The sequence below is a fragment of the Acinetobacter sp. yr461 genome (assembly GCF_900110445.1).
Lineage (GTDB): Bacteria > Pseudomonadota > Gammaproteobacteria > Pseudomonadales > Moraxellaceae > Acinetobacter > Acinetobacter calcoaceticus.
This window is the reverse complement of record NZ_FODU01000006.1, coordinates 36,928-60,213: the sequence shown is the minus strand read 5'-3', so window position 1 is coordinate 60,213 and position 23,286 is coordinate 36,928. Positions and strand designations below refer to the sequence as shown.

The window sequence follows — 23,286 nt, the reverse complement described above, 5'->3', positions numbered from 1 at the left end:
ATGTCAGCTTCTTTTTTCTACCTATCAAAAAAACCCCTTATTCAGCTTCAATAATTTCGAAGTCATGGGTAATTTCAACACCACCATCAGAAAGCATTTTGCTCGCTGAACAATATTTTTCAGCAGATAATTCAACCGCTTTTGCAACCTGTTTTTCTTTCACAGCTTTACCTGTTACTACGAAGTGTAAGTGGATTTTAGTAAAAACAGCCGGAATTGTGTCAGCGCGCTCAGCTTTTAAATTACATATAACATTCGTCACATCTTGACGAGATTTCTTTAAAATGGTCACAATATCAAACGAAGCACACCCACCAAGTCCCATTAATAGCAACTCCATAGGACGTGGACCACGGTTTTCACCACCATACTCAGGTGAGCCGTCCATGATGACACTATGCCCACTATCTGATTTCGCTTCAAAAGCAACATTCTCTAGCCAATGTACACTTGTTTGCATTGCAACTACCTAAAAAAAATTATAAATTTAAGCAGGGTCTGTTGACATTTCATCTATGGATTGCTTTAGAGCTAAAAATTAATCCAAATAAGACGCAAAACCCAGACAATGGCTATCCTTTGTCCAGTTTTGTTATGATAGTTTGTGAAATTTCAGCCATAATCTGAGCTGCAATTTAAGCAGTGCAGGCATAGCGCAAGACCATGTTATTTTGTACGTTCCGTTGTTAAGATCTATTTATTTAGAATGGCTAAATTTCATAGCTCTTGCTTGGTAACGTCTAAAAGAATTGTCTTATGTCGCAACCATCTGTGAAATGTCAACAGACCCTTGTTTTGTACACTAACATAAAATGAGTTGATAAGGAATTTCATCTCTTCTGTGTAATAGCTCATCTCGGGCTTGTGTGAATTGTTTACCCTATTCGGAACATATTAAGCATGACTTCAAATTTTTCACAACTCAGCACAGATGCTTTATCCCCGGGGCAACTACCTGAATCCGTTAAAGCATTGTTAAAACGTGCTCACATCAACAGATATCCAAAACGAACCACAATTGTTGATGCCGGAACAGAGTCGAAATCTTTATATTTAATTTTAAAAGGCTCAGTTTCAATTATTTTACGTGAAGATGATGAACGTGAAATTGTTGTTGCATATTTGAATCCGGGCGACTTTTTTGGGGAAATGGGGCTTTTCGAACCGAACCCTCAACGTACAGCTGAAGTTCGTACTCGTGATGTCTGTGAAATTGCAGAAATTTCTTATGACAACTTCCACGAACTTAGCAAACAATATCCAGACTTAAGTTATGCTGTTTTTGCACAGCTCGTTCGCCGTCTAAAAAATACAACCCGTAAAATGACAGATCTTGCATTTATCGATGTGTCTGGCCGTATTGCACGTTGTTTAATCGACCTATCTTCACAGCCAGAAGCAATGATTTTGCCAAATGGTCGTCAAATTCGTATTACTCGTCAAGAAATTGGCCGTATTGTGGGGTGTTCACGTGAGATGGTTGGCCGTGTACTCAAAACCTTAGAAGATCAAGGCATGATCCAAACAGATGGTAAAGCTATTCTTATTTTTGATGTTTCATTAGAAGACGCACCTGTTTCTGATGACGACTATGATGATGACGAATAATATTTATTAAATTTTTAATCAAAAGCAAACTTCGGTTTGCTTTTTTTATATGCAACAATGAGTTAATACACAAAACTTACAAACTATTCTAATTTTATGATTTAAGTTGAATACATATTCTCCGTTAGGCTAACTCAAAATTTCCAAGGATTCCGCTGTATGCAATTTAACCCACTTAGTCGCACAGGCCTCAAGCTTCCAGAAATTTGTTTAGGCACCATGACATTTGGTGAGCAAAACTCCCAGCAAGAAGCATTTCAACAACTCAATTATGCTTTGGCACACGGTTTATATTTTTGGGATACGGCAGAGATGTATTCGGTTCCGCCAAAACCTGAAACTTACGGTGCAACAGAAACGATCATTGGCAATTGGTTTGCCCAAAATGGTCAACGTGACAAAGTCTTCCTCGCCTCTAAAATTGCCGGACCTGGCTTTGGAGGAACACACATCCGAGAAGGCCATACGCGCTTCAACAGCGATCATATTGCGAAAGCCCTAGATGGTTCACTCAAACGTCTCCAAACCGACTATATCGACCTCTATCAACTCCATTGGCCCGAACGTCATACCAACTTTTTTGGTACGTTAGCTTATGGCAACCAGCAAGCTCAAAATGATTACGACACAACACCTCTAGAAGAAACATTACTTGCTCTACAAGAAGAGATTAACCGCGGACGCATTCGCTATATTGGTTTATCGAATGAAACGCCGTGGGGCACTATGAAGTTTTTACATTTGGCTGAAAAATTAGGTGTCAGTAAATTCGTAAGTGTTCAAAATCCATATAGTCTACTCAACCGTACTCATGAACTAGGTATGTCAGAAATTGCTAAATATGAAGATGTCGGCTTACTTGCATACTCTCCTCTTGCGTTTGGCTATCTTTCTGGCAAGTTTAGAAATGGCGCTCGCCCCGCTAATGCCCGTGTCACATTATTTCCGCGCTTTAGCCGCTATAGTAACCCTCAAAGCGAATGGGCAACTGAGCAATATGCACAGCTAGCAGAGAAACATGGGTTAAGCTTAACCCAAATGGCATTAGCATTTATCAAACAACAATTCTTTGTGACCAGCACAATTATTGGCGCCACAAATCTAGACCAACTTAAAGAAAATATTCAGGCATTTGAAATCGAATTATCTGCTGAAGTTTTACAAGGTATTGAAGCCATTCACACTCAACAGCCCAACCCTGCGCCTTAAATAAAAAAACGGATGCTTAAGCATCCGTTTTCTTTATCTATAAAAAATTTATATCTTATTTACGGGTATTATAAACTGCCATTGCTGCAGGCAAGTTTTTACGCATTTCGCCAATACGCTGAGAGTTAGATGGGTGAGTAGACAAGAAAGATGAACCACCACCACCTTCAAGCTTGTTCATTTTCTCCCAAAGTGTAATCGCAGCATTTGGGTTATAACCTGCACGTGCCATTAGCATTAAACCACCTTGGTCAGCACGACTCTCCAAACTGCGAGAATATGGTAAGCCCACACCTACTTGTGTACCTAATTGAGCAGCAGCAGTACCAAGCTGACCTACATTGTTACCGGCATAGCTTAAACCAATACCTAATGCTAAATCAGTCAAAGCCTGAGCACCGATTTTACTTTTTGCATGCTCTTCTAAGGCGTGAGTCATTTCATGCCCCATAACTGCTGCAATTTCAGCATCAGTCAGGTTCAATTTATTGACAATACCTGTATAAAACACAACTTTACCGCCAGGCGCTACATAGGCATTAATCGTGTCAGACTTCAACACTGCCAACTGCCAGCTAAATGGCTGACCCGTCTGGTTCATCTGGTTCGCATATGGTTTTAAACGGTTGAATACAGCATTAATGCGGTTATATGTACTAGAACTAGTATCTAGCGCACCTTTACCACGTGCTTCCTGCACCATTTTATTAAAACCCTGAGCAGATTGAGTATTTAAGGTCGCTGTATCTGCACCTGCCATATCCGCTACTGTTGCACAGCCAGAAATGGTCATCACACTTGCAGCACACAAGCTTAAAAAGAGTTTTTTATTCATCACATGGATCACCTAAATCGTTAAAAAAGCTGTTTATTCTTTTACACTTATTATAAGAAATACCGCTCACGCTTTGAATGTCTCATTCCTTCATGATCATAGTATTTATGTAACGATCAAGTAGATAAAGTCATCAAATAGATCCAGAAAATCAAACATATTACATTTAAGCCAAGATAGATATGACTTAAGGTCTTAACTTTCTTTTCAAGATTAGGACTTTCTCTTTTCCAGAGTAAATAACTATTTTGTATGAATACCACAGGAATTAACACACATGCGAACAATACTGACAAGCTCATAAAAGCAGTCATGAAGAAATCTTCATGATATTCTTGTCCATAAATGACCAACATTGCTAATGTAGGTGAACCACCAATAGCAAATAAAAAAGAATAAAAGATTGTTTTTGAAATAGTTGGTTGCAGCTTCATCCTGAGCCCATCATTCCTTATCGATATATAACGTTTTAATCTGAATCTAACAAAACAAAAACTGCACTTTAGTCGGGTATAAAAAAAGCCCCCTTTCTGGAGGCTTTTTAATCTTTGCTAATTAAGCAGAGAATGGATGACGTAAAACAATTGTTTCTGCGCGGTCTGGACCAGTTGAAACGATATCAATCGGACATTCGATTAACTGTTCAATACGCTTCACATAAGCCAAAGCATTTGCTGGCAATTGGTCGATACTAGTTAAACCAACAGTCGACTCGCTCCAACCTGGCATAGTTTCGTAGATTGGTTTCAAGCATTCAAAAGAAACCGCATCAGAAGAACCTACACAGCCTGAATCTGTATTTTCATAGCCCACACAGATTTTCACTTCTTCTAAACCATCTAAAACGTCAAGTTTAGTTAAGCAAATACCAGAAAGTGAGTTTACATCTACAGAACGGCGAAGGATTTCAGCATCGAACCAACCACAACGACGTTGACGACCAGTAGAAGCACCAAACTCATGACCGACTGTACCCAAGTGTTTACCCACTGGATCACCAGCATCAGCTGCTGCATCGTAAACCAATTCAGTTGGGAATGGACCAGCGCCTACACGAGTTGTATAAGCTTTAGTAATACCTAATACATAATCAAGATGTAAAGGTCCCATACCTGAACCAGAGCTTACACCACCAGCAGTTGTATTTGAACTTGTAACATATGGATAAGTACCGTGGTCAATATCTAGAAGTGAGCCTTGAGCTCCTTCAAACATTACAGCCTTACCTTCTTTACGATAGTCATGCAACACTTTAGTCACATCAACCACTAATGGAGCAAGAACTTCACGCCATTGGTTGCAAAGAGCCAATACATCTTCAAATTTAACAGCTTCTACACCGTAGAACTGGGTTAACTGGAAGTTATGTAACTCAAGCATTTCAGACAGTTTTTCTTCTAATGCCGCACCACCACGAACAAGGTCAGCAACACGCACTGCACGGCGAGCCACTTTATCTTCGTAAGCAGGACCAATACCACGACCTGTAGTACCGATTTTAGCATTACCACGTTTCTTTTCACGTGCCTGATCAAGTGCAATGTGGTTAGGCAAAATGAGTGGACAGTTTGGAGAAATACGTAGGCGTTCTTTAACAGGAACTCCTTCTGCTTCCAAAATTCCCATTTCTTCAATTAACGCGGCTGGTGAAAGTACTACACCATTACCAATTAAGCACAATACGTTTTCACGTAAAATACCTGATGGAATGAGGTGCAATACAGTTTTTTTACCACCTACGACAAGAGTATGACCTGCGTTATGTCCGCCTTGATAACGTACTACCGCAGCCGCCTGATCTGTGAGCAGGTCGACGATTTTACCTTTACCTTCGTCGCCCCATTGGGTACCAAGTACCACAACATTTTTGCCCATAATAGCCTCATTACATCATGCTGTTAAAATTGGAAACCACCAGTAAAAAATTACTGTTGGCGTTTAAATCTTTTCAATATTCCATTGACCATTTTGCGCCACGAGTTGATGGGTCGCGTATGGAATAGAACTTAAATCATCATTACCTAACAATTGAACGACACGTAAACCTTGAGCGCGCGCATTCGAAATTGCTGAAAGTAAATCTTGTTCTGAGCCTTTTGGAGCAACAACAGTTTCTATTTCGGCGAACTGATTTGCACCTAAGGCATATAAATCACAACTAAAGCCAGTAGCAGGACGTGCACGACCAAAGTGTTCACCAATACCATCGTAACGGCCACCCTGCGCTAACGGCGCAGCACGGTTCGGCGCATATACTGCGTACATTAAACCAGTGTGATAGTGATAACTACGTAGCTCTACGACATCGATACCGATATTGAGATTTGGCCAACGGCCTTTAATTTGTTCAAGCGTCGTCTTAAGTGCATCTAATGCTGACTTAAATTCCGCATCTTGCAAAATATTGGCACTTAAATTCGTCTGCAATGCTTCTAGATCACTAGAATAACGACCAAGCGCATAGAAATCAGAACCCATATTTAGGCTTTGAGTAAATTCTGCTAACTCTGGCAATGCTTTTCTTTGATAAAGATCAGACAGTTCATGCTCTTCATTTTTTGACAGTCCAGCATACTTGACTAGACTACGGAACAACCCTACATGGCCCAAATCTAAATGCGCGCCTTGCAAAGTATAGATGTTCTCAATCAACCCCAGCATAACATCGACCATTTCGACATCAGCTTCGATACTATCATGGCCATATAATTCAGCACCTAATTGTAAAGGTGCACGAGTGGCATTGAAATTTTGTGGTTTAGTATGTAATACAGTCCCTGAATAACAGTAACGTGCAACGCCTTCAACTGGTCTTACATGTGCATCAATACGTGCAACTTGTGGCGTCATATCAGCACGAACACCGAGTAAACGGCCTGAGAGCTGATCAATAACCTTAAAAGTTACTAAATCTAAGTCTTGATTTGATTCTGATAATGAAGACAACGATTCGATGTATTCGATAAATGGTGTATATACCAATTGATAACCTCGTACCGCGAGGAAATCTAATGCTTCACGGCGAAGTTTTTCAATGACTTGTGCCTGTTCCGGCAATACATCGGCTACCCCGTCAGGCAGCAACCATGTCTCTGAAATGGTCATATTTCAAGCCTAAAATCTGATCAACGTGGAACGACCCCACATAAAAAAATCGGGAACACACCCGATTTCTCTTAGTGTAGCATGATACTTTCTGCCATGCACCTGACAATTTGCATAAATCTTTCTGAATAAACTCTAAAGTCAAAAAGAAAATTTAAACAATTAATAATAATATTCAATATCTTACTTTGCTTTGCTCATATCATAGTCAAAAGTTCTTCGACCAAAGAATGGGCCAATATCTGAACTACCACCTGGTTTCCAGTTAACTAAATTTAGCTTTTGAATAGCTTGAGCTGCTTGAGTATTAAAAGCAAAGCAACCTTTTTCAAGATTTGCAATTTTTAATTTCTGCTTCAAAGCATTTGAGGAGTGCACATTATTAAGCGGGTTATCTTCTATAGAATAAAGGTGAGACTTCTCATACGCCAAACCTCTATCAGCATCCCATAAGCTGCTTGATACAAATTCCATAGAAGCAAACTGATCATTATTATTACCCAGTGCACTTTCAATATCACCAGTTTCTAAGTTTTCTAAAACAGTTAAGTTATAGCCGTACCACTGCGAGTTTAGAAGCCTAAAATACTTTTTATCTTGACCTAAGTTATTATATCTTTCGATGATTGACTGCTTTTTTTCACTAAACGATGGACTTGAATCAAAACTAGATATATATGAAATATAAGACTGATTCCATTGAGTCTCTTTTAAACGATAACAATAACTATTTTTTGGAAACGTAATATTCTTATAGTTTTGGTAAAATTCAATTAAATTTTTATCAAGCTGATTATGAAGACCAGTTTCTAAATTTTTATTTTCTTTATAGCCCGGCAATACACGATCAAAGATATTTTCACCATCTAACTTCACAATTTCAAACTTTAAATTTTGTTTCAAATCAGGAGTTAGCTCATAAGTCCAACTACTAGGCTTTAACCTTTTTACAATATTTGTTTGCAATGTCTCTTTATTTAAAATTTTCCGTTCAGTTAAAAAATCATTTTTTAATGGTTGATTGTGTGACTTTGCAAAAAAGATTTCGTTATTATTAATTGGATATTGAGTAATTTCAAAAGAATCACTATAAATACCTGAAGAAATATCAGAAGATTGATAATAAACTTGGTAAATTGCATCGTCTTTTTCTAAATTATTTTCAGCTTGACCATTGGTATTTTGATCTGAGCTTTCACCACCACAAGCAGTTAAAATAATAAGTAGATGTAAAAATTAAAAAAACACTTATTCTTTTTGAATTAAATTTCATATGAACTCTATAATTAAAATTTTAATGTTTGCGAATCATACAAATAGATATAATTTTACACAACACTAATATTTATAATTTTCATTATTTTTAACTTTTTATACTTCAAATTAACAATTATAAAAAGGATGTTAATTTAACATCCTTTTTATTAAAATTTGCATTTCATTTAGAAAGAATCACACAAATCCAATAATCGATTTGCGTAGCCCCATTCATTATCGTACCAAGCAAATACTTTAGCTTGATGCCCCACCACCATGGTCTGGGTTAAATCAACAATGAGTGAATAAGGAGAATGGTTGAAATCACTTGAAACTAATGGTTCATCCGTAACAGCCATAATTTCTGCATAATCTGTTTGAGAAGCTTTAATCAATACTTCATTAATATGATGAACAGTAATTGGCGATTGAGCGATAAAAGTTAAGTCAATTGCAGCCACATTAATAGTCGGCACCCGAATTGAATAACCGTCTATACGATCTTCCATTTTAGGCATAACCCGTTTTAATGCACCTAATGCACTAGACGTAGTGGGTATAATATTTTGCCCAGAAGCTCTGGCACGACGCAAATCACGATGCGCGTGATCAAGTACAGATTGGTCTGCTGTAACAGCATGAATTTCTGTCATGAGCGCTGTTTCAATTCCAAACGCATCATCAATGATTTTAACTAGGGGTACTAATGCCTGCGTAGTGCATGACACACTTGATATGATTTGATCAGTCGCTTTCACATCTGCATGGTTAACACCATAGACAATTGCTGCATCGACATGGTCAAAAGGTGCTGCACCAATAATTACCCTTTTTGCTCCAGCTTGTAGATGGCGGGTTGCATCAGCGTGGGAACGGAACAGTCCAGTACACTCAAGTACGACATCAATATCTAAACTAGACCATGGCAAAAGCTGAGGTTGTTCCTGTTTTAAAACTTCAACTTTTAGCGTTCTTTGATTTGATTGAATGTTCAAAAAAACTTTTTCATTTTCAATAAATATTTCCACATTTCCATTAAAACGGCCATGTGTGGAATCATATTTAAATAAGTGCACTAATGTTTGTACATCTGCTATATCGTTAATCGCCACGATTTCAAATTGAAATTGTTTTGAGCTCTCGAACCAAGCACGTAAAACATTACGTCCAATCCGCCCAAACCCATTAATGGCGATACGTTGCATGACCTATCCTTATCTACAAAACTAAAGGCTAAAGAAGGCATATAGTAAAGCACGTCACGCCCAATTGAATATAGATTTTTAGCCAAATCACAGTTTTGTAAGATATTCCTTTTAAAATCGTTGGTTCGGTGGGGTTTTTCCGCTACAATTTAGCGTTTTTAAAAAATAAGCCCCGTATCAAATGCTCAGGTTTTGCATAAAACAAACAGGCATTGGTACATTTAGCCAAATTCGAAAATATGGAGTGACTTGGTTGTGAGTACTCGTTTAATGACATCTGCTGAAATTCGTGAAGCATTTTTGCGCTACTTTGAGACGCAAGGGCATACACGTGTCGCGTCGAGTTCTCTTGTTCCTGCCAACGACCCAACTTTATTATTTACAAATGCTGGGATGAACCAGTTTAAAGACTGCTTTTTAGGTCTAGAGAAACGTGACTATGTACGTGCAACCACATCACAAAAATGTGTACGTGCTGGCGGCAAACATAATGATTTAGACAACGTTGGTTACACTGCTCGTCACCATACATTCTTTGAAATGTTAGGTAATTTCTCATTTGGTGATTATTTCAAGCGTGATGCACTTAAATTTGCTTGGGAATTTTTGACTAGCGATGAGTGGCTAGCACTTCCTAAAGACCGTTTATATGCGACCGTTTATCACACCGATGATGAAGCTTATGACATCTGGAATAAAGAAATTGGTTTAGCGCCTGAACGTATTATCCGTATTGGTGATAATAAAGGCGAAAAATACGCATCTGATAACTTCTGGGCAATGGGTGACACAGGTCCATGTGGTCCTTGTTCTGAAATTTTCTTTGACCACGGCGATCATATTTGGGGTGGCTTACCAGGCACACCTGAAGAAGATGGCGACCGTTTCATTGAAATCTGGAACAACGTTTTCATGCAGTTCAACCGAACTGCTGATGGCGTACTTCACCCTCTCCCTGCTCCATCTGTTGATACAGGTATGGGCTTGGAGCGCATCTCTGCTGTATTGCAACATGTTAATTCAAACTATGACATTGACTTGTTCCAACACTTATTAAAAGCTGCTGCAAACATTATTGGTATCGAAGACGAAGGTCAGCCTTCTTTACGTGTAGTTGCAGACCATGCTCGTTCATGCTGTTTCTTAATTGCTGATGGTGTAAACCCAAGCAACGAAGGCCGCGGTTATGTACTACGCCGTATTATCCGCCGCGCTGTGCGTCACGGTAATAAACTTGGTGCAACTGGTACCTTCTTCTACAAAATGTTGCAACCTTTAATCGAAGTTATGGGTGATGCATATCCAGAACTTGTAGCGCGCAAAGATGTAATTGAAGCAACTTTAATTCGCGAAGAAGAACAGTTTGCTAAAACACTTGAGCAAGGCTTAAAACTACTTGAAGGCGAGCTTGCTCAATTAAAAGATAAGACGATTCCTGGTGCGACTGTATTTAAACTTTACGACACGTATGGTTTCCCAACAGACTTAACAGCTGATATTGCACGTGAACGTGACTTTATTATTGACGAAGCTGGCTTTGAAGTAGAAATGGCTGCACAGCGTCAACGTGCTCGTGATGCTGGTAAATTCGCAGTTGATTACAACAGCATTGTACAAGTTGAAGGCGAAACCCAATTTGACGGTTACATCAACACAACTGGTCAAGGCCAAATTGTAGCGATCTACAAAGATGGCGTACAAGTTGATGAAGTTTCTGAAGGCGATGAAGCACTTATCGTTTTAAACCAGACTCCTTTCTATGCAGAAAGTGGTGGTCAGATTGGTGACACAGGTATCTTCAAAAACGAAACTGGTATTTTTGAAGTTCAAGATACTAAGAAGTCAGGTGGTGCCTTTGTTCATCAAGGTATTGTGACTGTTGGTAATCTTAAAGCCGATCAAAACGTTGAAGCGATTGTTAAAGCAGACATTCGTGATGCAACAGCTCGCAACCACTCGGCAACTCACCTATTACATGCTGCCCTACGTCAAATTTTAGGATCACACGTACAACAAAAAGGTTCTTTAGTTGCAAGTGATATCTTACGTTTTGACTTTGCAAATGACCAACCAGTAACTTTTGAACAGTTACAACAGGTTGAGCGTTTGGTGAATGCAGAAATCATTGCAAATACTGCCGTAACAACTGAACTACTTGACATCGAAGCAGCAAAAGCCAAAGGCGCAATGATGTTGTTCGGTGAAAAATATGGTAGCGAAGTTCGTGTTCTCGCTATGGGTTCAGTGATTGATGAGAAAAACTTCTCAATCGAACTTTGTGGTGGTATTCACGTTAAGCGTACAGGCGATATTGGTTTATTTAAAATCACTTCAGAAGGTGGTGTGGCTGCTGGTGTACGCCGTATTGAAGCAGTTACAGGTACTAAAGCTTTAGATGTAGTACAAAAAACCGATTCAGATATCCAGCACATTAATAGTTTATTAAAAGCACAGAAAGACCAAACTGTTGAGCGTGTACAAGCCAATGTAGAACTTGTTTCTACATTACAAAAGCAGATTGAACAGCTCAATCAGAAATTGGCAAACTTGCAAGCGTCAGAATTGATTGATCAGGTACAAACGATTGCTGGTCGTCAAACGCTTATTACCACTGTTCAAGGTGTAGATGCGAAATCACTTCGTAACTTGCACGACAGTGTTAAATCAAAATTAGAGAATGCAGTTATTGTGTTAGCTGGCGTAGAGGGTGACAAAGTTAGCCTGCTTGCTTCAGTTGCATCACAATACACTGCAAATCTAAAAGCAGGTGACATCATCAAGCATCTAGCAACCGAGTTAGGTGGTAAAGGTGGTGGTAAACCTGACTTAGCACAAGGTGGCGCGCCACTTAACGAGAAGTTTGGACAAGTTATTGCTGCATTACCTGCATGGCTTGAACAAAAATAAGACTTCACTTTTTGTGTAACTGACCCTGAAAAGCCTCTCAGGGTCATGGCTTATATGGAAAAACTATGGCATTAATCGTTCAAAAATATGGCGGTACTTCTATGGGTACCCCCGAGCGCATTTTAAATGTTGCTCGTCGTGTTAAGCGTTGGCATGATCACGGTCACAAGGTTGTTGTGGTCGTATCTGCAATGAGTGGTGAAACAAACCGCTTACTTGCTCTCGCTAAAGCCATTACCGAAACACCTGACCCACGCGAGTTAGACCAAATGGTTTCAACCGGTGAACAGGTGACGATTTCCATGTTAGCTATGGCACTTAATTCGATTGGTGTGGAAGCTAAATCCTATACCGGACGTCAAGTCGGTATTAAAACTGACAGTGCATTTACCAAGGCGCGTATTGAGTCTATTGATACAGATGTCATGACCAATGATCTTGATGCAGGCCGTGTTATTGTTGTTGCGGGTTTCCAAGGCTTTGATGCAAATGGAAATATCACAACACTAGGCCGTGGCGGTTCAGATACTTCTGGTGTTGCTCTTGCTGCTGCTCTAAAAGCAGATGAATGCCAAATTTACACTGATGTAGATGGCGTTTACACCACTGACCCTCGTGTTGCTCCTAAAGCCAAAAAAATCGACCGTATTTCTTTTGAAGAAATGCTAGAAATGGCTTCATTAGGTTCAAAAGTTTTACAAATTCGCTCAGTAGAATTTGCCGGAAAATATCAAGTTCCTTTGCGTGTATTATCAAGTTTTGATAATGATAACGACGGCGTGTTTGACGATGAATTTAAAGAAAATGTAGGTACACTCATTACTACTGAGGCGGAAGATAATATGGAACAGCCAATTATTGCAGGTATTGCTTTTAACCGTGACGAAGCAAAATTAACGATTTTAGGTGTACCTGATGAACCAGGTATTGCTTCTAAAATTTTATCACCAGTAAGTGATGCCAATATCGAAGTCGATATGATAGTGCAAAATGTTGAAGAAGATGGCACAACAGATTTCACTTTCACTGTAAACCGTGTTGATTTAGCTAAAGCTGAAAAAATCTTAAACGAAACTGCCAAAAATATTGGTGCACGTGAAGTTTCAACACGTGATGACATCGTTAAAGTGTCTATCGTGGGTGTAGGTATGCGTTCACATGCAGGTGTAGCGAGCAAGATGTTCACTGCCCTTGCTGACGAAGGTATTAATATCCTTATGATTTCAACATCTGAAATTAAAGTTTCTGTCATTATTGATGAGAAATACTTAGAACTCGCTGTTCGTTGTCTACACACCGCTTTTGGTTTAGATCGTGAACATGGTGAAAGCAGCGCCCGCGCTTAATTTTACCAAACGGTCAATTATTCATTAAAAAATGTTTACTTGTCCGACAATAATTAAAGAAAACACAGAGCCGCTATAGTTTTTTTTATAGCGGCTCTGTTATATTAAACGGAAAGTTTTTTGGCAGTGATTATCAAAATATGACTTTGTTCTCATATTTCTGTTAGAATCTGACTGAAAACTGAGGTTGAGCTTTTATTTGGGTACCAATATTGCAGTTTTAAGCGTTTAGCAAGGAGATAAACATGCTGATTCTGACCCGCCGTGTCGGGGAAACATTAATGATTGGGGATCAAGTCAGTGTTACTGTGCTTGGCGTCAAAGGAAATCAGGTTCGTATTGGTGTGAATGCACCAAAAGAGGTTTCTGTTCATCGCGAAGAAATTTATCAACGTATTCAACATGAACGTGCAATGCATGAACACCTTCAACATCTTGATCAAGATTATCAAGTTTCTTTTGAAGATGATAATTTTGCACAGAAAAACTTCAATCGTTAACATGAAGTTATTCTCTCCCTAATTAAAGCGACTTTATAGTCGCTTTAAATTTTTTAGGAAGTTGTATTTATAGGCCTAGAGCACGTTTAACAGGTGCGTAACTACGGCGATGCTGATCAATTACGCCATGCGCTGCAATCGCTTCAAAATGCGCTTTAGTCGGATATCCTTTATGTTTGGCAAAACCAAATAATGGATATTGTTGATCTAATTCCTGCATTTGTCGATCACGCGTAACTTTTGCCAGAATACTCGCTGCACTGATCTCAGCATGACTCGCATCTCCCCCAACAATAGCTTCACAAGGAATAATGATTCCTTTTGGAATTTGATTACCATCTACAATCACTTTTTGTGGCTGAGTTTTCAAACCATCCACTGCACGCTGCATAGCCAAAAAAGTCGCTTGTAAAATATTTAATTCATCAATTTCACCGTGCGTTGCTTCTGCAATTGACCAAGCTAAGGCTTTTTCTTGTATTTCAATAAACAACTTTTCACGTTTCTTTTCAGTTAATTTTTTAGAATCATTTAATCCCACAATTGGATTATTCGGATCTAAAATAACAGCCGCTGCCACCACAGAACCCACCAAAGGTCCTCGTCCCGCCTCATCTACACCAGCAATAAACATCAACTCTCTACCTTTAAACAAAAGAGGCTGATCAATAGTAATCAGCCTTCTTTAATACAAAAATCATTAATTACTTTTGTAAAGCTTCTGCCACACACTCATTTACAGTTTTTGAAACCACTTGGTTTACAATTGTAGCACGTGCATTTACATCAAATGCAGCCGCAGCCAATTCTACTGCTGTCACACTATTTGGTGCTTTTTCGCTCACACAACCACAAACATTGGTTTGAATGCTGTCACGTTGCTCAGCAGTCATAAGCTTTGTTGCTGTTTTCCAAGCCGAAACATTATTAATCTCTGTAATACATTTTGCATTTACAGCAACTTTTAATGCAGCAACACCCAACTGTTGAGTTGTAGTTTGTGCAGAAGTAGCGCCTGTACCCGTACCTGTAGTCGTTGCACACGCTGTTAAAGCTAAAACAACTGGCGCTAGAGCGAGCATCAATTTTTTCATCATTTTTTCCTTTGATTGAACCTTGGCAGCGCGTATTGTGCCTAAACTCAACTTTATAAGAAACAAATAATTTGATGCATTTATGCAAACTATTTTCCCCTGCAAAACTCAGCTCATCAAATGCATTTTTTCTTAACCGTTCTGTTTTTAGCACGCTCTGTTACATTTAAAACATTTCTCAAAATCAGCGCTTTCCCATAAAATTGAAAATCAAAACGACAAAAAAATAGGGTCTTTTATGCCTGCTGTTTCATCTCAGTATTACACCCGTACCGCACAAGTCCTGCATTGGGTGATGGCAATCATTTTCATCGCAGCATGGGCTATCGGCTTCTATAGTGGAAATTTTTTAAGTTATGACGTTGATGGCAGCTTTAAAGGCGATGTCATTACGTTGCACAAGAATATTGCGACAACCATTATCTTTTTGGTGATTATCCGGATTTTATGGCGCTATACACATCCAGCTCCAAAATTACCAGATACGATGTCACCAACCATGAAAACATTGGCACATATTGGTCATCTATTCCTTTATGTGATTTTGGTGGCGTTACCTGTCACTGGTTGTTTATTTAGCTGGAGTGCTGGCCACCCTGCCCCTGTTTTATATTTATTTGAAATTCCGCGTTTAGTACAAGATAACCCAGAGCTTTTAGCTGTTGTTAAACCATTACATATTTATATTTCTTGGTTTGCAGGCTTTCTTATTGTTGGGCATGTACTTGCAGCTTTGAAACATCACTTTGTTGATAAAGACAATATTTTAAATAGTATGACCAAACAACCAAAGTAATTGTATGTATAAAAAAACCGCCTGAGATAGGCGGTTTTTTTATTTAGATTTTTTTGATTTCTGCAATCCACTTTTGTTTTTCTTCATCTGAAATGAAAGAGGCTTCAAAAGAGTTGATTGCGAGTTTTTTCAACTCATCATTTGTTAGGTCTAAAGCTTGCTGAATTGCAAAGAAGTTATCATTCATATATCCACCGAAATATGATGGATCATCTGAGTTTACAGTCACGTGTACGTCTTTTTGTAGCAAACGACGGATATTATGATCTTTCATATCATTTACGACACAGAGCTTTAAATTACTTAAAGGACAAACCGTCAAAGGCATTTTTTCGTTAATTAAACGTGCCATTAACTGTTCATCTTCTTCAGAACGTACACCATGGTCAATACGGTTCACTTTGAGCAAGTCTAAAGCTTCCCACACATATTCAGGTGGACCTTCTTCACCTGCGTGAGCAACGATTAAGAAGCCCTCTTCACGTGCCTTAGCAAAAACACGTTCAAACTTAGCTGGTGGGTGCCCCACTTCACTTGAATCAAGCCCTACAGCAATAATATCTTGCTTAAATGGTAAAGCCTGCTCTAAGGTCTCGAAGGCTGCCTCTTCGCTTAAATGGCGTAAGAAACACATAATAAGCTGAGAGCTGATACCAAACTTAGCTTTGGCATCAGTACAAGCACGTTTTAAACCGTTAATCACTGTTGAGAAAGCAACGCCACGATCAGTGTGGGTTTGCGGGTCGAAGAACATTTCTGTGTGAACCACCCGATCTTCGGCACATTTCTCAAAATAAGCCCATGCTAAATCATAAAAGTCTTGTTCATGTACAAGAACATTCGCACCAGCATAGTAAATATCTAAAAATGATTGAAGATTATGGAAGTTATAAGCTTGCTTTACTTCTTCAACAGATTTGTAAGGAATCTGAATCTGATTGCGCTGGGCAATTGCAAACATTAATTCAGGTTCAAATGTCCCTTCAATATGTACATGCAATTCGGCTTTTGGTAAGGCGCGAATCAGCTCGACTTGATTCATATTAACTCCACGTCTAAAGAAAAAAGGGTGTGGTAAAAATCACACCCTTCTATAATTTTCTTCTTATTAAAAACTATGACTAAGACAGCTCAAGAAGAAAATTATAAAAAATCATATTAACCGCCAAACGCGATAAATTTAAATACCCAAAGTGCAGCAATAATCCATACCATGTACGGTACAGTTTTTGCCTTACCTGTGAATAATTTAACTAATGCATAGCTGATAAAGCCCATTGCAATACCATCAGCAATTGAATAGGTAAATGGCATAAATACAATGGTTAAAAATGCTGGAACAGCTTCTGTAATATCATCCCAATCAATGTGAGTGATCCCTTGAATCATCAACACACCAATGAACAATAAAGCTGGCGCAGTTGCAAAACCTGGTACAGATTGAGCAAGAGGTGCTAAAAATAAACAGCAAATAAATAAGACTGCAACCACAACAGCAGTTAAACCAGTACGTCCACCTGCTGCTACGCCTGAAGCTGATTCAATATATGGTGTAGTTGAAGATGTACCTAACGCTGCACCAGCAACAATTGCAGTAGAGTCAGCAAATAATGCTTTTTTCAAACGAGGTAATTTACCGTCTTGCAAAAGACCAGCACGGTGTGAAACACCAACCAAAGTACCCGTACTATCAAACAAGTCGACAATAAAGAATACGAAGATTACGCCAACCATACTTGCAGTAAATAGACCTTTAAAGTCCATTTGCATAAAGGTTGGTGCAATTGAAGGAATTTGACCAACTACACCCTTAAATTCATTTAGACCTAAGGCAGTAGCAATGGCTGTAACAACCAAAATACTAATAATGATTGCACCACGGATTTTTAATTGGTGTAGAACCACAATCATTAAAAATCCAAATAACGCTAATAATACTGTAGGTTGTTTGATATCACCCAAGCCAACTAATGTCGCTTGATTATCAACAATGATGCCAGCATTTTTTAGAGCAATAAGTGCGAGGAATAAGCCAATACCACCACCAATCGCAAACTTCAGCGACATTGGAATAGCATTTACAATCGCTTCACGAATTTTAAAGAAGCTAATTGCAAGGAAGACAAGACCTGAAACAAAAACAGCAGCTAAAGCTGTTTGCCATGGCACGCCCATACCCATACAAACTGAATAGGTAAAATAAGCATTTAGACCCATACCAGGGGCCAGTGCGATTGGATAATTAGCAATGATCCCCATCACTAAACAGCCGATTGCTGCTGCCAAACAGGTCGCAACAAATACGGCGCCATGATCCATGCCGGTTTCAGATAAAATGAGTGGATTGACAATAATGATGTAACACATCGTTAGAAATGTAGTTACACCAGCAAGAACTTCAGTTCGGAAAGTGGTTTTGTTGTCGCTTAACTTAAATAAACGCTCTAACCAGCCTGCCGAAGAATTGGGCGCCGCCATAAGTAGCCTCTATGCAAAATCTGAACTGTGGAATATTTACTTCTATGTAGATAACTGAACAATATTGTTTTTCTGTTCAGGCCTATAAACAAGAATCTCAAATAAAAGAAGCAACAAATATGCCACTCATTTGTTTTCTAGTTCATACACAGGAAATAACCACAGCCCCTCTTGAAACACAAAAAAGCTGCATAACCCCTATGCAGCTTTTTTACTATACGTTCAATAAGTTTAACAGATTCAACAGAAACATGATCAAAATTTATGAAAAGATATGACCAATGACGATGCAAAAATCAGAAATTTAAAGCGCGATATTATTAGAAAATAATTTTTTTCTCGCTTATATATCCTTGCAAATGATAAGAAGCCAAATTGCTGTGATGAGCATGATTAGGATTGCGTTCGATACTTTGTAAATTTTGTTCTGCTTCTTGAATGATTCGCATCAATTCCTGATGTCTTTTATTTTGGGTATCTAAATAAGCCCAATACCCTAATACAAAGACAATACTTACACACAACACGATTAATACTTTATTGATCATTATTATTATCTCTATGTTTTTAATGTTAATGATCTTAACAAAAAAATATAGCTTTGTGAATATTTTCACATTTATTTACAATAATACACATTCATCCAAATAATTGATAAAAAAGGTGATTTTAAATTTATCATTACAATGATTGATAAATACAAAACATTTCCATTGAAAAGTAACTTTATTTTAAAACAGTCTGTGTTTAATTATTTTTAATATTAGCTTTTTAGTCATTTCCATTATTAAGTTCATTTAAATATGCAGTGTAGACAAATGTGTATATCGCATGAAAAATCTCTAAATTTTCTATGTACTGAATAAGGTAAAAAGATCGATTTTTCTTTCAATTGTTATATTTAAAATTGTTTGGTTAGCTAGCCATTTCCCTTTTTCATCTTTAGCTTTAAAAGTAAAATTCCAATTTTAACTAAAAGAGTACTTTTTCTTATTTAAGAAATAGCTTTCTATTTCATCGTTCTATAAATCGTACCAAGCTTTCCATTTTTAGAGATTTATTACAATAATCGCTACGATAAACTGCAGTCAGAGAAAAAATTAAATTAGGAGAGTAGATCATGTTTGATATGCGTTTATCTCATGAACGTGGCGCAGCACATCACGGCTGGTTACAATCAAAACATAGCTTTTCATTTGCCAATTATTGGGACCCGAAACAAGTCGGTTTTTCAGATCTACTTGTAATTAATGATGATAATGTTGCTCCGTCTAAAGGCTTTGGTACTCACCCTCACAATAATATGGAAATTATTTCCTATGTACTTGAAGGTGCATTAGAGCATAAAGACTCGATGGGTACAGGTTCTGTGATTGTACCAGGTGACATTCAGTTAATGAGTGCAGGTCGTGGAGTGGCTCATAGTGAATTTAACCATTCTACGCAAGAAGGCGTACATTTTTTACAAATTTGGGTCGTTCCAAGTGAAGTAAATACAGATCCAGGTTATCAACAAATTCATATTGATGAAGAAGACAAACGCGGTAAATTGCATTTGATTATTTCACCAAAAAGCGGTGAAAAAACTTTATCCATCAAACAAGACATTAATATTTACTCAGGTCTTTTTGATGGTGAAGAAACTGCCGAATTTATGATTCCTGACGGTCGATATGTATACCTACATGTTGCCAAAGGTCGCGTTGATGTAAATGGTAAAACCTTTAACACAGGCGATGCAGCACGTATCCGTGATGGTGGAAACTTATCGTTTACCAATGGTGATCATGCTGAAATTCTGATTTTTGATATGCGTCCGGAAGAAGTTCCAACAATGCCATAATGAAGCTAAGCCCTTACATAAAACTTTATGTGAGGGCTTTTTTAACGTTTATAAAGATTGAAAAAGTCTAACTGTGATCAGTGCTCTTCTGAGCGAGACATCTCTGCATTGATATAACTCATGATCATAGTGGTTAACCCCTGCACCATTTCATCAAAACTAATGTAAGGATTTGGCAAAATAAGATGCCGCGCCACATTAAAAATCCCACTGTTAATACAGATGTAGGTAATCACAGCGACGTTGTTAATTTTTAAATATTTAGGATTATGCATCATATATTTCATGATGACTTCCACTAAAGCCTGCTCAATTTTTGGAATGTATTTATCGTACTGTAACTCGCCTGCATAACGTAAAACAGTTAAATAACGGTCATTATTTTTCTTTAATAAATCACTAAAAGTATAAAAAATCATTTCAATGACTGGTTCTAACTCCAGCTGTAAAATAGTTGGCGCAAGTTCCGTAATCATGTCCAGAATTTCTCGAACAAAATAGTGATTCATCGCATCGTAAATTTCTTCTTTATTTTTAAAATATTCATATAAAGATCCGACACTCACCCCTGCAATTTCTGCAATATGACGTGTGGTGGTGCCACTTGGTCCATGAAGCGCCACTGCAATAAAACCCGCTTCAATAATAGTATCGACAGTAACTTTGGCTCGAGTTTGACGAGGTTTACGCGTGGTCATACGATCTAATCAATAATCCGAACATAAAGTCAGATTAGCATGTAATCAGACTCGGTAGAAATAAAAAAACAAAATCCGAATAGTTGTCAAACTTGATCAAAAAAAGCTTCCCAAATAGATGCAATTAAGGATATCGAAACATTCTTATATTTGCTCTAACGACCCTAATTAAAATAAATTATTCATTATTTTTCAAAAATATAAATAAATTTCTATTAAAGTTTTTCTTATAAAAGAAATTCATAAATTACTTTTATATATTTAAAAATTTACCCGAATTGAATCCGAACATAAAGTCAGATTAATATGAAAAAATTAAAGAAGAGTCACTGAGAAATTCTGTATGTCTCAACTCTTCTTTCCGTTATTCAGCCAAATAATCAAACAAATAACGGAGCAACAACACCGTAGTCAATCCAGAGAACACTCTGCTTTGAAAATGGAATTTACAGTGCCTTGTTGAACATTAAGTTTATTGATTTTCTTCAAAATGCACTACTACTGATTTGTCTCAAGGTGTCGCTATGATCTCGACCACAGTAAAAAAATCATTTAACAAACTTAAATTTCAACGTGAAATTGAGTTGCCGGATTTTGCCAGTAAAAGCACTATTCCAATCCGTCATTTAAATATTGGTTTTGATGGTAAGGAAATTGATGTCAAGTTCTATATGAACAATCAATTTGCCACCTTGTTTTTTGCCACACTTTCAGTTTTTTTAACTTATGGTGAAGATCTGGTGATCGAAACTGCTCGTCATCACCGTGACTTTATTAAAGATCCAATATTAAAACAGCGAGTGACTTCGCTCATTGGTCAAGAAGCAATTCACTCAAAATTGCACAATGAATATAACGATGCACTTCAAGATGCTGAATATCCTGTTGCACTCTATCGTTTCCTTGGCTCGAACTTCTTTAAATATGTTTTTTTAAAATTTCCACAACCACTGAAATTATCGATGATGGCTGGTATTGAGCATTTTACTGCTGTACTTGCTGAATACATGATGAAGCATGAAAAGAATTTCTATTATTCAGATGATGCGAAGAGCCGTGCATTGTGGATGTGGCATATGCTTGAAGAATCTGAGCATAAAGATATTGCCTATGATGTCTACCAAATCTTAAATGGCAGCTATCCATTAAGAGCATCTGGTTTCGTCCTTGCTCTCATTACCATTTTAGGGCTTATTCCTGCGACGACCTTATTTGTACCAGTTTTAAGAAAACCGCAAGAGATGTTCACCTTAAAATTCTGGAAAGATGCCCGTCGTGGCGTTGGTTTAATCTTTGGCCCGAAAGATGGTGTTTTCGGAAGTACGATTGGTCAGATTCTTGACTATTTACGTCCAGACTTTCATCCAAATGACCATGATACGACTGAATATCTTGAGTACTACAAAAAGAAATTGCTGAACGAAGGTGGTGCAATTGCTCCTTACTTTGTTAAAGAATTTACCCCACCTGTACGCGTGTCTTAATCGTCCTTTATGACTAGCTATCTCGTAGATAGCTAGTTTCTCTTCAAGTTATTTATGGATGAATCATGATTTTATTTGGCAAAAAGAAAGTTAAACCAAGCCAAAAAGCTTATGCCGTGGTGACAGGTGCAGGCAGTGGGATTGGTCGAAGTTTTGCAATTGAACTCGCAAAACGTGGTGGCAGTGTGGTTTGTGCAGACATTAATCTAGAAGCTGCTGAAGAAACCGTAAAAATTCTTGAACAACAAGGCGCGAAAGCTTTCGCTGTGCGTTGCGATGTCGGTAACTCTGAACAGGTTACAGATCTAGCAGAAACTGCTGAGATCTTACTTGGGCACCCTGTAACCCTTGTCATTAATAATGCAGGTGTAGGTTTGGGCGGAAAATTCGATGAAATGACGCTCGAAGACTGGAATTGGGTCATGAATATCAACCTTTGGGGTGTTATTCACGGTTGTCATGCATTCGTACCAAAATTTAAAAAGTTGGGTTACGGCGCGATTATTAATGTTGCTTCCGCTGCATCGTATACGGCTGCACCAGAAATGACCGCCTATAACGTGACTAAAGCAGGTGTACGCGCGCTTTCAGAAACGCTTTCTGCCGAACTACACAAGTTCAATATTAAAGTTAATGTGCTCTGCCCTACTTTGGTTCCAACCAATATTATAAAAAATGGTCGGATTCCAGGACGGTATTCAAAGCTTGCAGACCATGCACTGATGAACTATGCCCTCACCACGAGTGATAGTGTAGCCAAATTAACACTTAACCGCCTTGATCAGAATGAGCTTTACACCATTCCTCAAATCGATGCGAAGTTATTCTGGCTCATGAAACGTGCATCACCAAGCTTGTATAACAAGTTCCTTGGCACGTCTTACAAATTATTGAAATAAGAAATTTATAGGTAGTACGCAT

At 38.1% G+C, this 23,286-nt stretch carries 21 protein-coding genes and 2 pseudogenes; 9 read left to right on the top strand and 14 right to left on the bottom strand.

From position 1 onward, the window contains the following. Positions 1-37: 37 nt before the first annotated feature. A complete protein-coding gene (locus BMW38_RS10875; RefSeq protein ID WP_092707857.1) occupies positions 38-460 on the bottom strand; it encodes an OsmC family protein in 423 nt (140 codons plus the stop codon). Between the two features lie 78 nt (positions 461-538). Then, a pseudogene (locus tag BMW38_RS10870) lies at positions 539-635 on the bottom strand (hypothetical protein). 265 nt (positions 636-900) lie between these two features. On the opposite strand from BMW38_RS10870, the gene crp reads away from it, so the two are divergent. Both crp and BMW38_RS10860 read left to right on the top strand, forming a co-directional pair. Next, the gene (gene crp, locus BMW38_RS10865; RefSeq protein WP_005041938.1) at positions 901-1,608 is read left to right on the top strand and encodes a cAMP-activated global transcriptional regulator CRP; all 708 of its coding nucleotides are present in this window, start codon (positions 901-903) and stop codon (positions 1,606-1,608) included. 159 nt (positions 1,609-1,767) lie between these two features. Continuing rightward, positions 1,768-2,817 carry an NADP(H)-dependent aldo-keto reductase gene (locus BMW38_RS10860; RefSeq protein ID WP_092707855.1) on the top strand — a complete coding sequence of 350 codons (1,050 nt, stop codon included), beginning with the start codon at positions 1,768-1,770 and terminating at the stop codon, positions 2,815-2,817. 55 nt (positions 2,818-2,872) lie between these two features. Here the strand turns inward: BMW38_RS10860 and BMW38_RS10855 are convergent, their stop codons facing one another. The 6 genes and pseudogenes from BMW38_RS10855 to BMW38_RS10830 form a co-directional block, all read right to left on the bottom strand. Next, on the bottom strand, positions 2,873-3,652 hold the full coding sequence (locus BMW38_RS10855; RefSeq protein ID WP_092707853.1) for a M48 family metallopeptidase: 780 nt from the start codon (positions 3,650-3,652) through the stop codon (positions 2,873-2,875). A gap of 116 nt (positions 3,653-3,768) precedes the next feature. Beyond that, positions 3,769-4,086 carry a hypothetical protein gene (locus tag BMW38_RS10850; RefSeq protein WP_092707851.1) on the bottom strand — a complete coding sequence of 106 codons (318 nt, stop codon included), beginning with the start codon at positions 4,084-4,086 and terminating at the stop codon, positions 3,769-3,771. A 121-nt stretch (positions 4,087-4,207) separates the two neighbouring features. Further along, entirely contained in the window at positions 4,208-5,527 is a 1,320-nt protein-coding gene (locus tag BMW38_RS10845) for an adenylosuccinate synthase (protein ID WP_003652692.1), read from the bottom strand. Positions 5,528-5,590: 63 nt separating this feature from the next. Then, positions 5,591-6,757: an ATP phosphoribosyltransferase regulatory subunit gene (locus BMW38_RS10840; protein WP_003652693.1), complete on the bottom strand. Its 1,167-nt coding sequence runs from the start codon at positions 6,755-6,757 to the stop codon at positions 5,591-5,593. Between the two features lie 183 nt (positions 6,758-6,940). Beyond that, positions 6,941-8,030: pseudogene (locus BMW38_RS10835) on the bottom strand (hypothetical protein). 169 nt (positions 8,031-8,199) lie between these two features. Beyond that, positions 8,200-9,219, bottom strand: a complete 1,020-nt coding sequence (locus BMW38_RS10830; RefSeq protein WP_092707849.1) for a type I glyceraldehyde-3-phosphate dehydrogenase — start codon at positions 9,217-9,219, stop codon at positions 8,200-8,202. 270 nt (positions 9,220-9,489) lie between these two features. Here BMW38_RS10830 and alaS point away from each other — a divergent pair, with 270 nt between their 5' ends. The 3 genes from alaS to csrA all read left to right on the top strand — a co-directional run bounded on the left by alaS (position 9,490) and on the right by csrA (position 13,972). Further along, positions 9,490-12,126 (top strand): alanine--tRNA ligase, encoded by a 2,637-nt coding sequence (alaS, locus tag BMW38_RS10825; protein WP_092707847.1) that lies wholly within the window; start codon positions 9,490-9,492, stop codon positions 12,124-12,126. Positions 12,127-12,191: 65 nt separating this feature from the next. After that, the gene (locus BMW38_RS10820; protein ID WP_003652700.1) at positions 12,192-13,472 is read left to right on the top strand and encodes an aspartate kinase; all 1,281 of its coding nucleotides are present in this window, start codon (positions 12,192-12,194) and stop codon (positions 13,470-13,472) included. Positions 13,473-13,717: 245 nt separating this feature from the next. Further along, positions 13,718-13,972 (top strand): carbon storage regulator CsrA, encoded by a 255-nt coding sequence (gene csrA, locus BMW38_RS10815; RefSeq protein WP_003652701.1) that lies wholly within the window; start codon positions 13,718-13,720, stop codon positions 13,970-13,972. 67 nt (positions 13,973-14,039) lie between these two features. Here the strand turns inward: csrA and rnhB are convergent, their stop codons facing one another. Next, entirely contained in the window at positions 14,040-14,606 is a 567-nt protein-coding gene (gene rnhB, locus BMW38_RS10810) for a ribonuclease HII (protein WP_004641996.1), read from the bottom strand. 70 nt (positions 14,607-14,676) lie between these two features. Then, complete coding sequence (locus BMW38_RS10805) at positions 14,677-15,066, bottom strand: hypothetical protein (protein WP_004641995.1); 390 nt, start codon at positions 15,064-15,066, stop codon at positions 14,677-14,679. A gap of 238 nt (positions 15,067-15,304) precedes the next feature. Here BMW38_RS10805 and BMW38_RS10800 point away from each other — a divergent pair, with 238 nt between their 5' ends. Next, positions 15,305-15,862, top strand: a complete 558-nt coding sequence (locus BMW38_RS10800; RefSeq protein ID WP_045434304.1) for a cytochrome b — start codon at positions 15,305-15,307, stop codon at positions 15,860-15,862. Between the two features lie 43 nt (positions 15,863-15,905). On the opposite strand, the gene BMW38_RS10795 is transcribed toward BMW38_RS10800, so the two are convergent. From BMW38_RS10795 to BMW38_RS10785, 3 genes are all read right to left on the bottom strand, one after another. After that, a complete protein-coding gene (locus BMW38_RS10795; RefSeq protein WP_092707843.1) occupies positions 15,906-16,904 on the bottom strand; it encodes an adenosine deaminase in 999 nt (332 codons plus the stop codon). A gap of 116 nt (positions 16,905-17,020) precedes the next feature. Further along, on the bottom strand, positions 17,021-18,340 hold the full coding sequence (locus BMW38_RS10790) for an NCS2 family permease (RefSeq protein WP_003652707.1): 1,320 nt from the start codon (positions 18,338-18,340) through the stop codon (positions 17,021-17,023). 320 nt (positions 18,341-18,660) lie between these two features. Further along, complete coding sequence (locus BMW38_RS10785; RefSeq protein ID WP_092707841.1) at positions 18,661-18,888, bottom strand: hypothetical protein; 228 nt, start codon at positions 18,886-18,888, stop codon at positions 18,661-18,663. Positions 18,889-19,460: 572 nt separating this feature from the next. On the opposite strand from BMW38_RS10785, the gene BMW38_RS10780 reads away from it, so the two are divergent. Then, on the top strand, positions 19,461-20,183 hold the full coding sequence (locus BMW38_RS10780; RefSeq protein ID WP_092707839.1) for a pirin family protein: 723 nt from the start codon (positions 19,461-19,463) through the stop codon (positions 20,181-20,183). A 77-nt stretch (positions 20,184-20,260) separates the two neighbouring features. Here BMW38_RS10780 and BMW38_RS10775 read toward each other — a convergent pair whose 3' ends face one another. Continuing rightward, positions 20,261-20,881, bottom strand: coding sequence for a TetR/AcrR family transcriptional regulator (locus tag BMW38_RS10775; RefSeq protein ID WP_092707837.1), 621 nt, complete (start codon positions 20,879-20,881; stop codon positions 20,261-20,263). Between the two features lie 524 nt (positions 20,882-21,405). Here BMW38_RS10775 and BMW38_RS10770 point away from each other — a divergent pair. Next, on the top strand, positions 21,406-22,365 hold the full coding sequence (locus BMW38_RS10770; protein ID WP_092707835.1) for a metal-dependent hydrolase: 960 nt from the start codon (positions 21,406-21,408) through the stop codon (positions 22,363-22,365). A 65-nt stretch (positions 22,366-22,430) separates the two neighbouring features. Beyond that, complete coding sequence (locus BMW38_RS10765) at positions 22,431-23,264, top strand: SDR family NAD(P)-dependent oxidoreductase (protein ID WP_092707833.1); 834 nt, start codon at positions 22,431-22,433, stop codon at positions 23,262-23,264. Positions 23,265-23,286: the final 22 nt, after the last annotated feature.

Bases quoted from the DNA above. Each gene is read 5' to 3' on its own strand.
- BMW38_RS10765 (WP_092707833.1), top strand. From the start codon at position 22,431: ATGATTTTATTTGGCAAAAAGAAAGTTAAACCAAGCCAAAAAGCTTAT.
- BMW38_RS10795 (WP_092707843.1), bottom strand. From the start codon at position 16,904: ATGAATCAAGTCGAGCTGATTCGCGCCTTACCAAAAGCCGAATTGCAT.
- BMW38_RS10830 (WP_092707849.1), bottom strand. From the start codon at position 9,219: ATGCAACGTATCGCCATTAATGGGTTTGGGCGGATTGGACGTAATGTT.
- alaS (WP_092707847.1), top strand. From the start codon at position 9,490: ATGACATCTGCTGAAATTCGTGAAGCATTTTTGCGCTACTTTGAGACG.
- BMW38_RS10875 (WP_092707857.1), bottom strand. From the start codon at position 460: ATGCAAACAAGTGTACATTGGCTAGAGAATGTTGCTTTTGAAGCGAAA.
- BMW38_RS10780 (WP_092707839.1), top strand. From the start codon at position 19,461: ATGTTTGATATGCGTTTATCTCATGAACGTGGCGCAGCACATCACGGC.
- BMW38_RS10860 (WP_092707855.1), top strand. From the start codon at position 1,768: ATGCAATTTAACCCACTTAGTCGCACAGGCCTCAAGCTTCCAGAAATT.
- BMW38_RS10775 (WP_092707837.1), bottom strand. From the start codon at position 20,881: ATGACCACGCGTAAACCTCGTCAAACTCGAGCCAAAGTTACTGTCGAT.
- BMW38_RS10800 (WP_045434304.1), top strand. From the start codon at position 15,305: ATGCCTGCTGTTTCATCTCAGTATTACACCCGTACCGCACAAGTCCTG.
- BMW38_RS10805 (WP_004641995.1), bottom strand. From the start codon at position 15,066: ATGAAAAAATTGATGCTCGCTCTAGCGCCAGTTGTTTTAGCTTTAACA.
- BMW38_RS10785 (WP_092707841.1), bottom strand. From the start codon at position 18,888: ATGATCAATAAAGTATTAATCGTGTTGTGTGTAAGTATTGTCTTTGTA.
- BMW38_RS10820 (WP_003652700.1), top strand. From the start codon at position 12,192: ATGGCATTAATCGTTCAAAAATATGGCGGTACTTCTATGGGTACCCCC.
- BMW38_RS10840 (WP_003652693.1), bottom strand. From the start codon at position 6,757: ATGACCATTTCAGAGACATGGTTGCTGCCTGACGGGGTAGCCGATGTA.
- BMW38_RS10790 (WP_003652707.1), bottom strand. From the start codon at position 18,340: ATGGCGGCGCCCAATTCTTCGGCAGGCTGGTTAGAGCGTTTATTTAAG.
- BMW38_RS10845 (WP_003652692.1), bottom strand. From the start codon at position 5,527: ATGGGCAAAAATGTTGTGGTACTTGGTACCCAATGGGGCGACGAAGGT.
- BMW38_RS10770 (WP_092707835.1), top strand. From the start codon at position 21,406: ATGATCTCGACCACAGTAAAAAAATCATTTAACAAACTTAAATTTCAA.
- BMW38_RS10850 (WP_092707851.1), bottom strand. From the start codon at position 4,086: ATGAAGCTGCAACCAACTATTTCAAAAACAATCTTTTATTCTTTTTTA.
- csrA (WP_003652701.1), top strand. From the start codon at position 13,718: ATGCTGATTCTGACCCGCCGTGTCGGGGAAACATTAATGATTGGGGAT.
- BMW38_RS10855 (WP_092707853.1), bottom strand. From the start codon at position 3,652: ATGAATAAAAAACTCTTTTTAAGCTTGTGTGCTGCAAGTGTGATGACC.
- rnhB (WP_004641996.1), bottom strand. From the start codon at position 14,606: ATGTTTATTGCTGGTGTAGATGAGGCGGGACGAGGACCTTTGGTGGGT.
- crp (WP_005041938.1), top strand. From the start codon at position 901: ATGACTTCAAATTTTTCACAACTCAGCACAGATGCTTTATCCCCGGGG.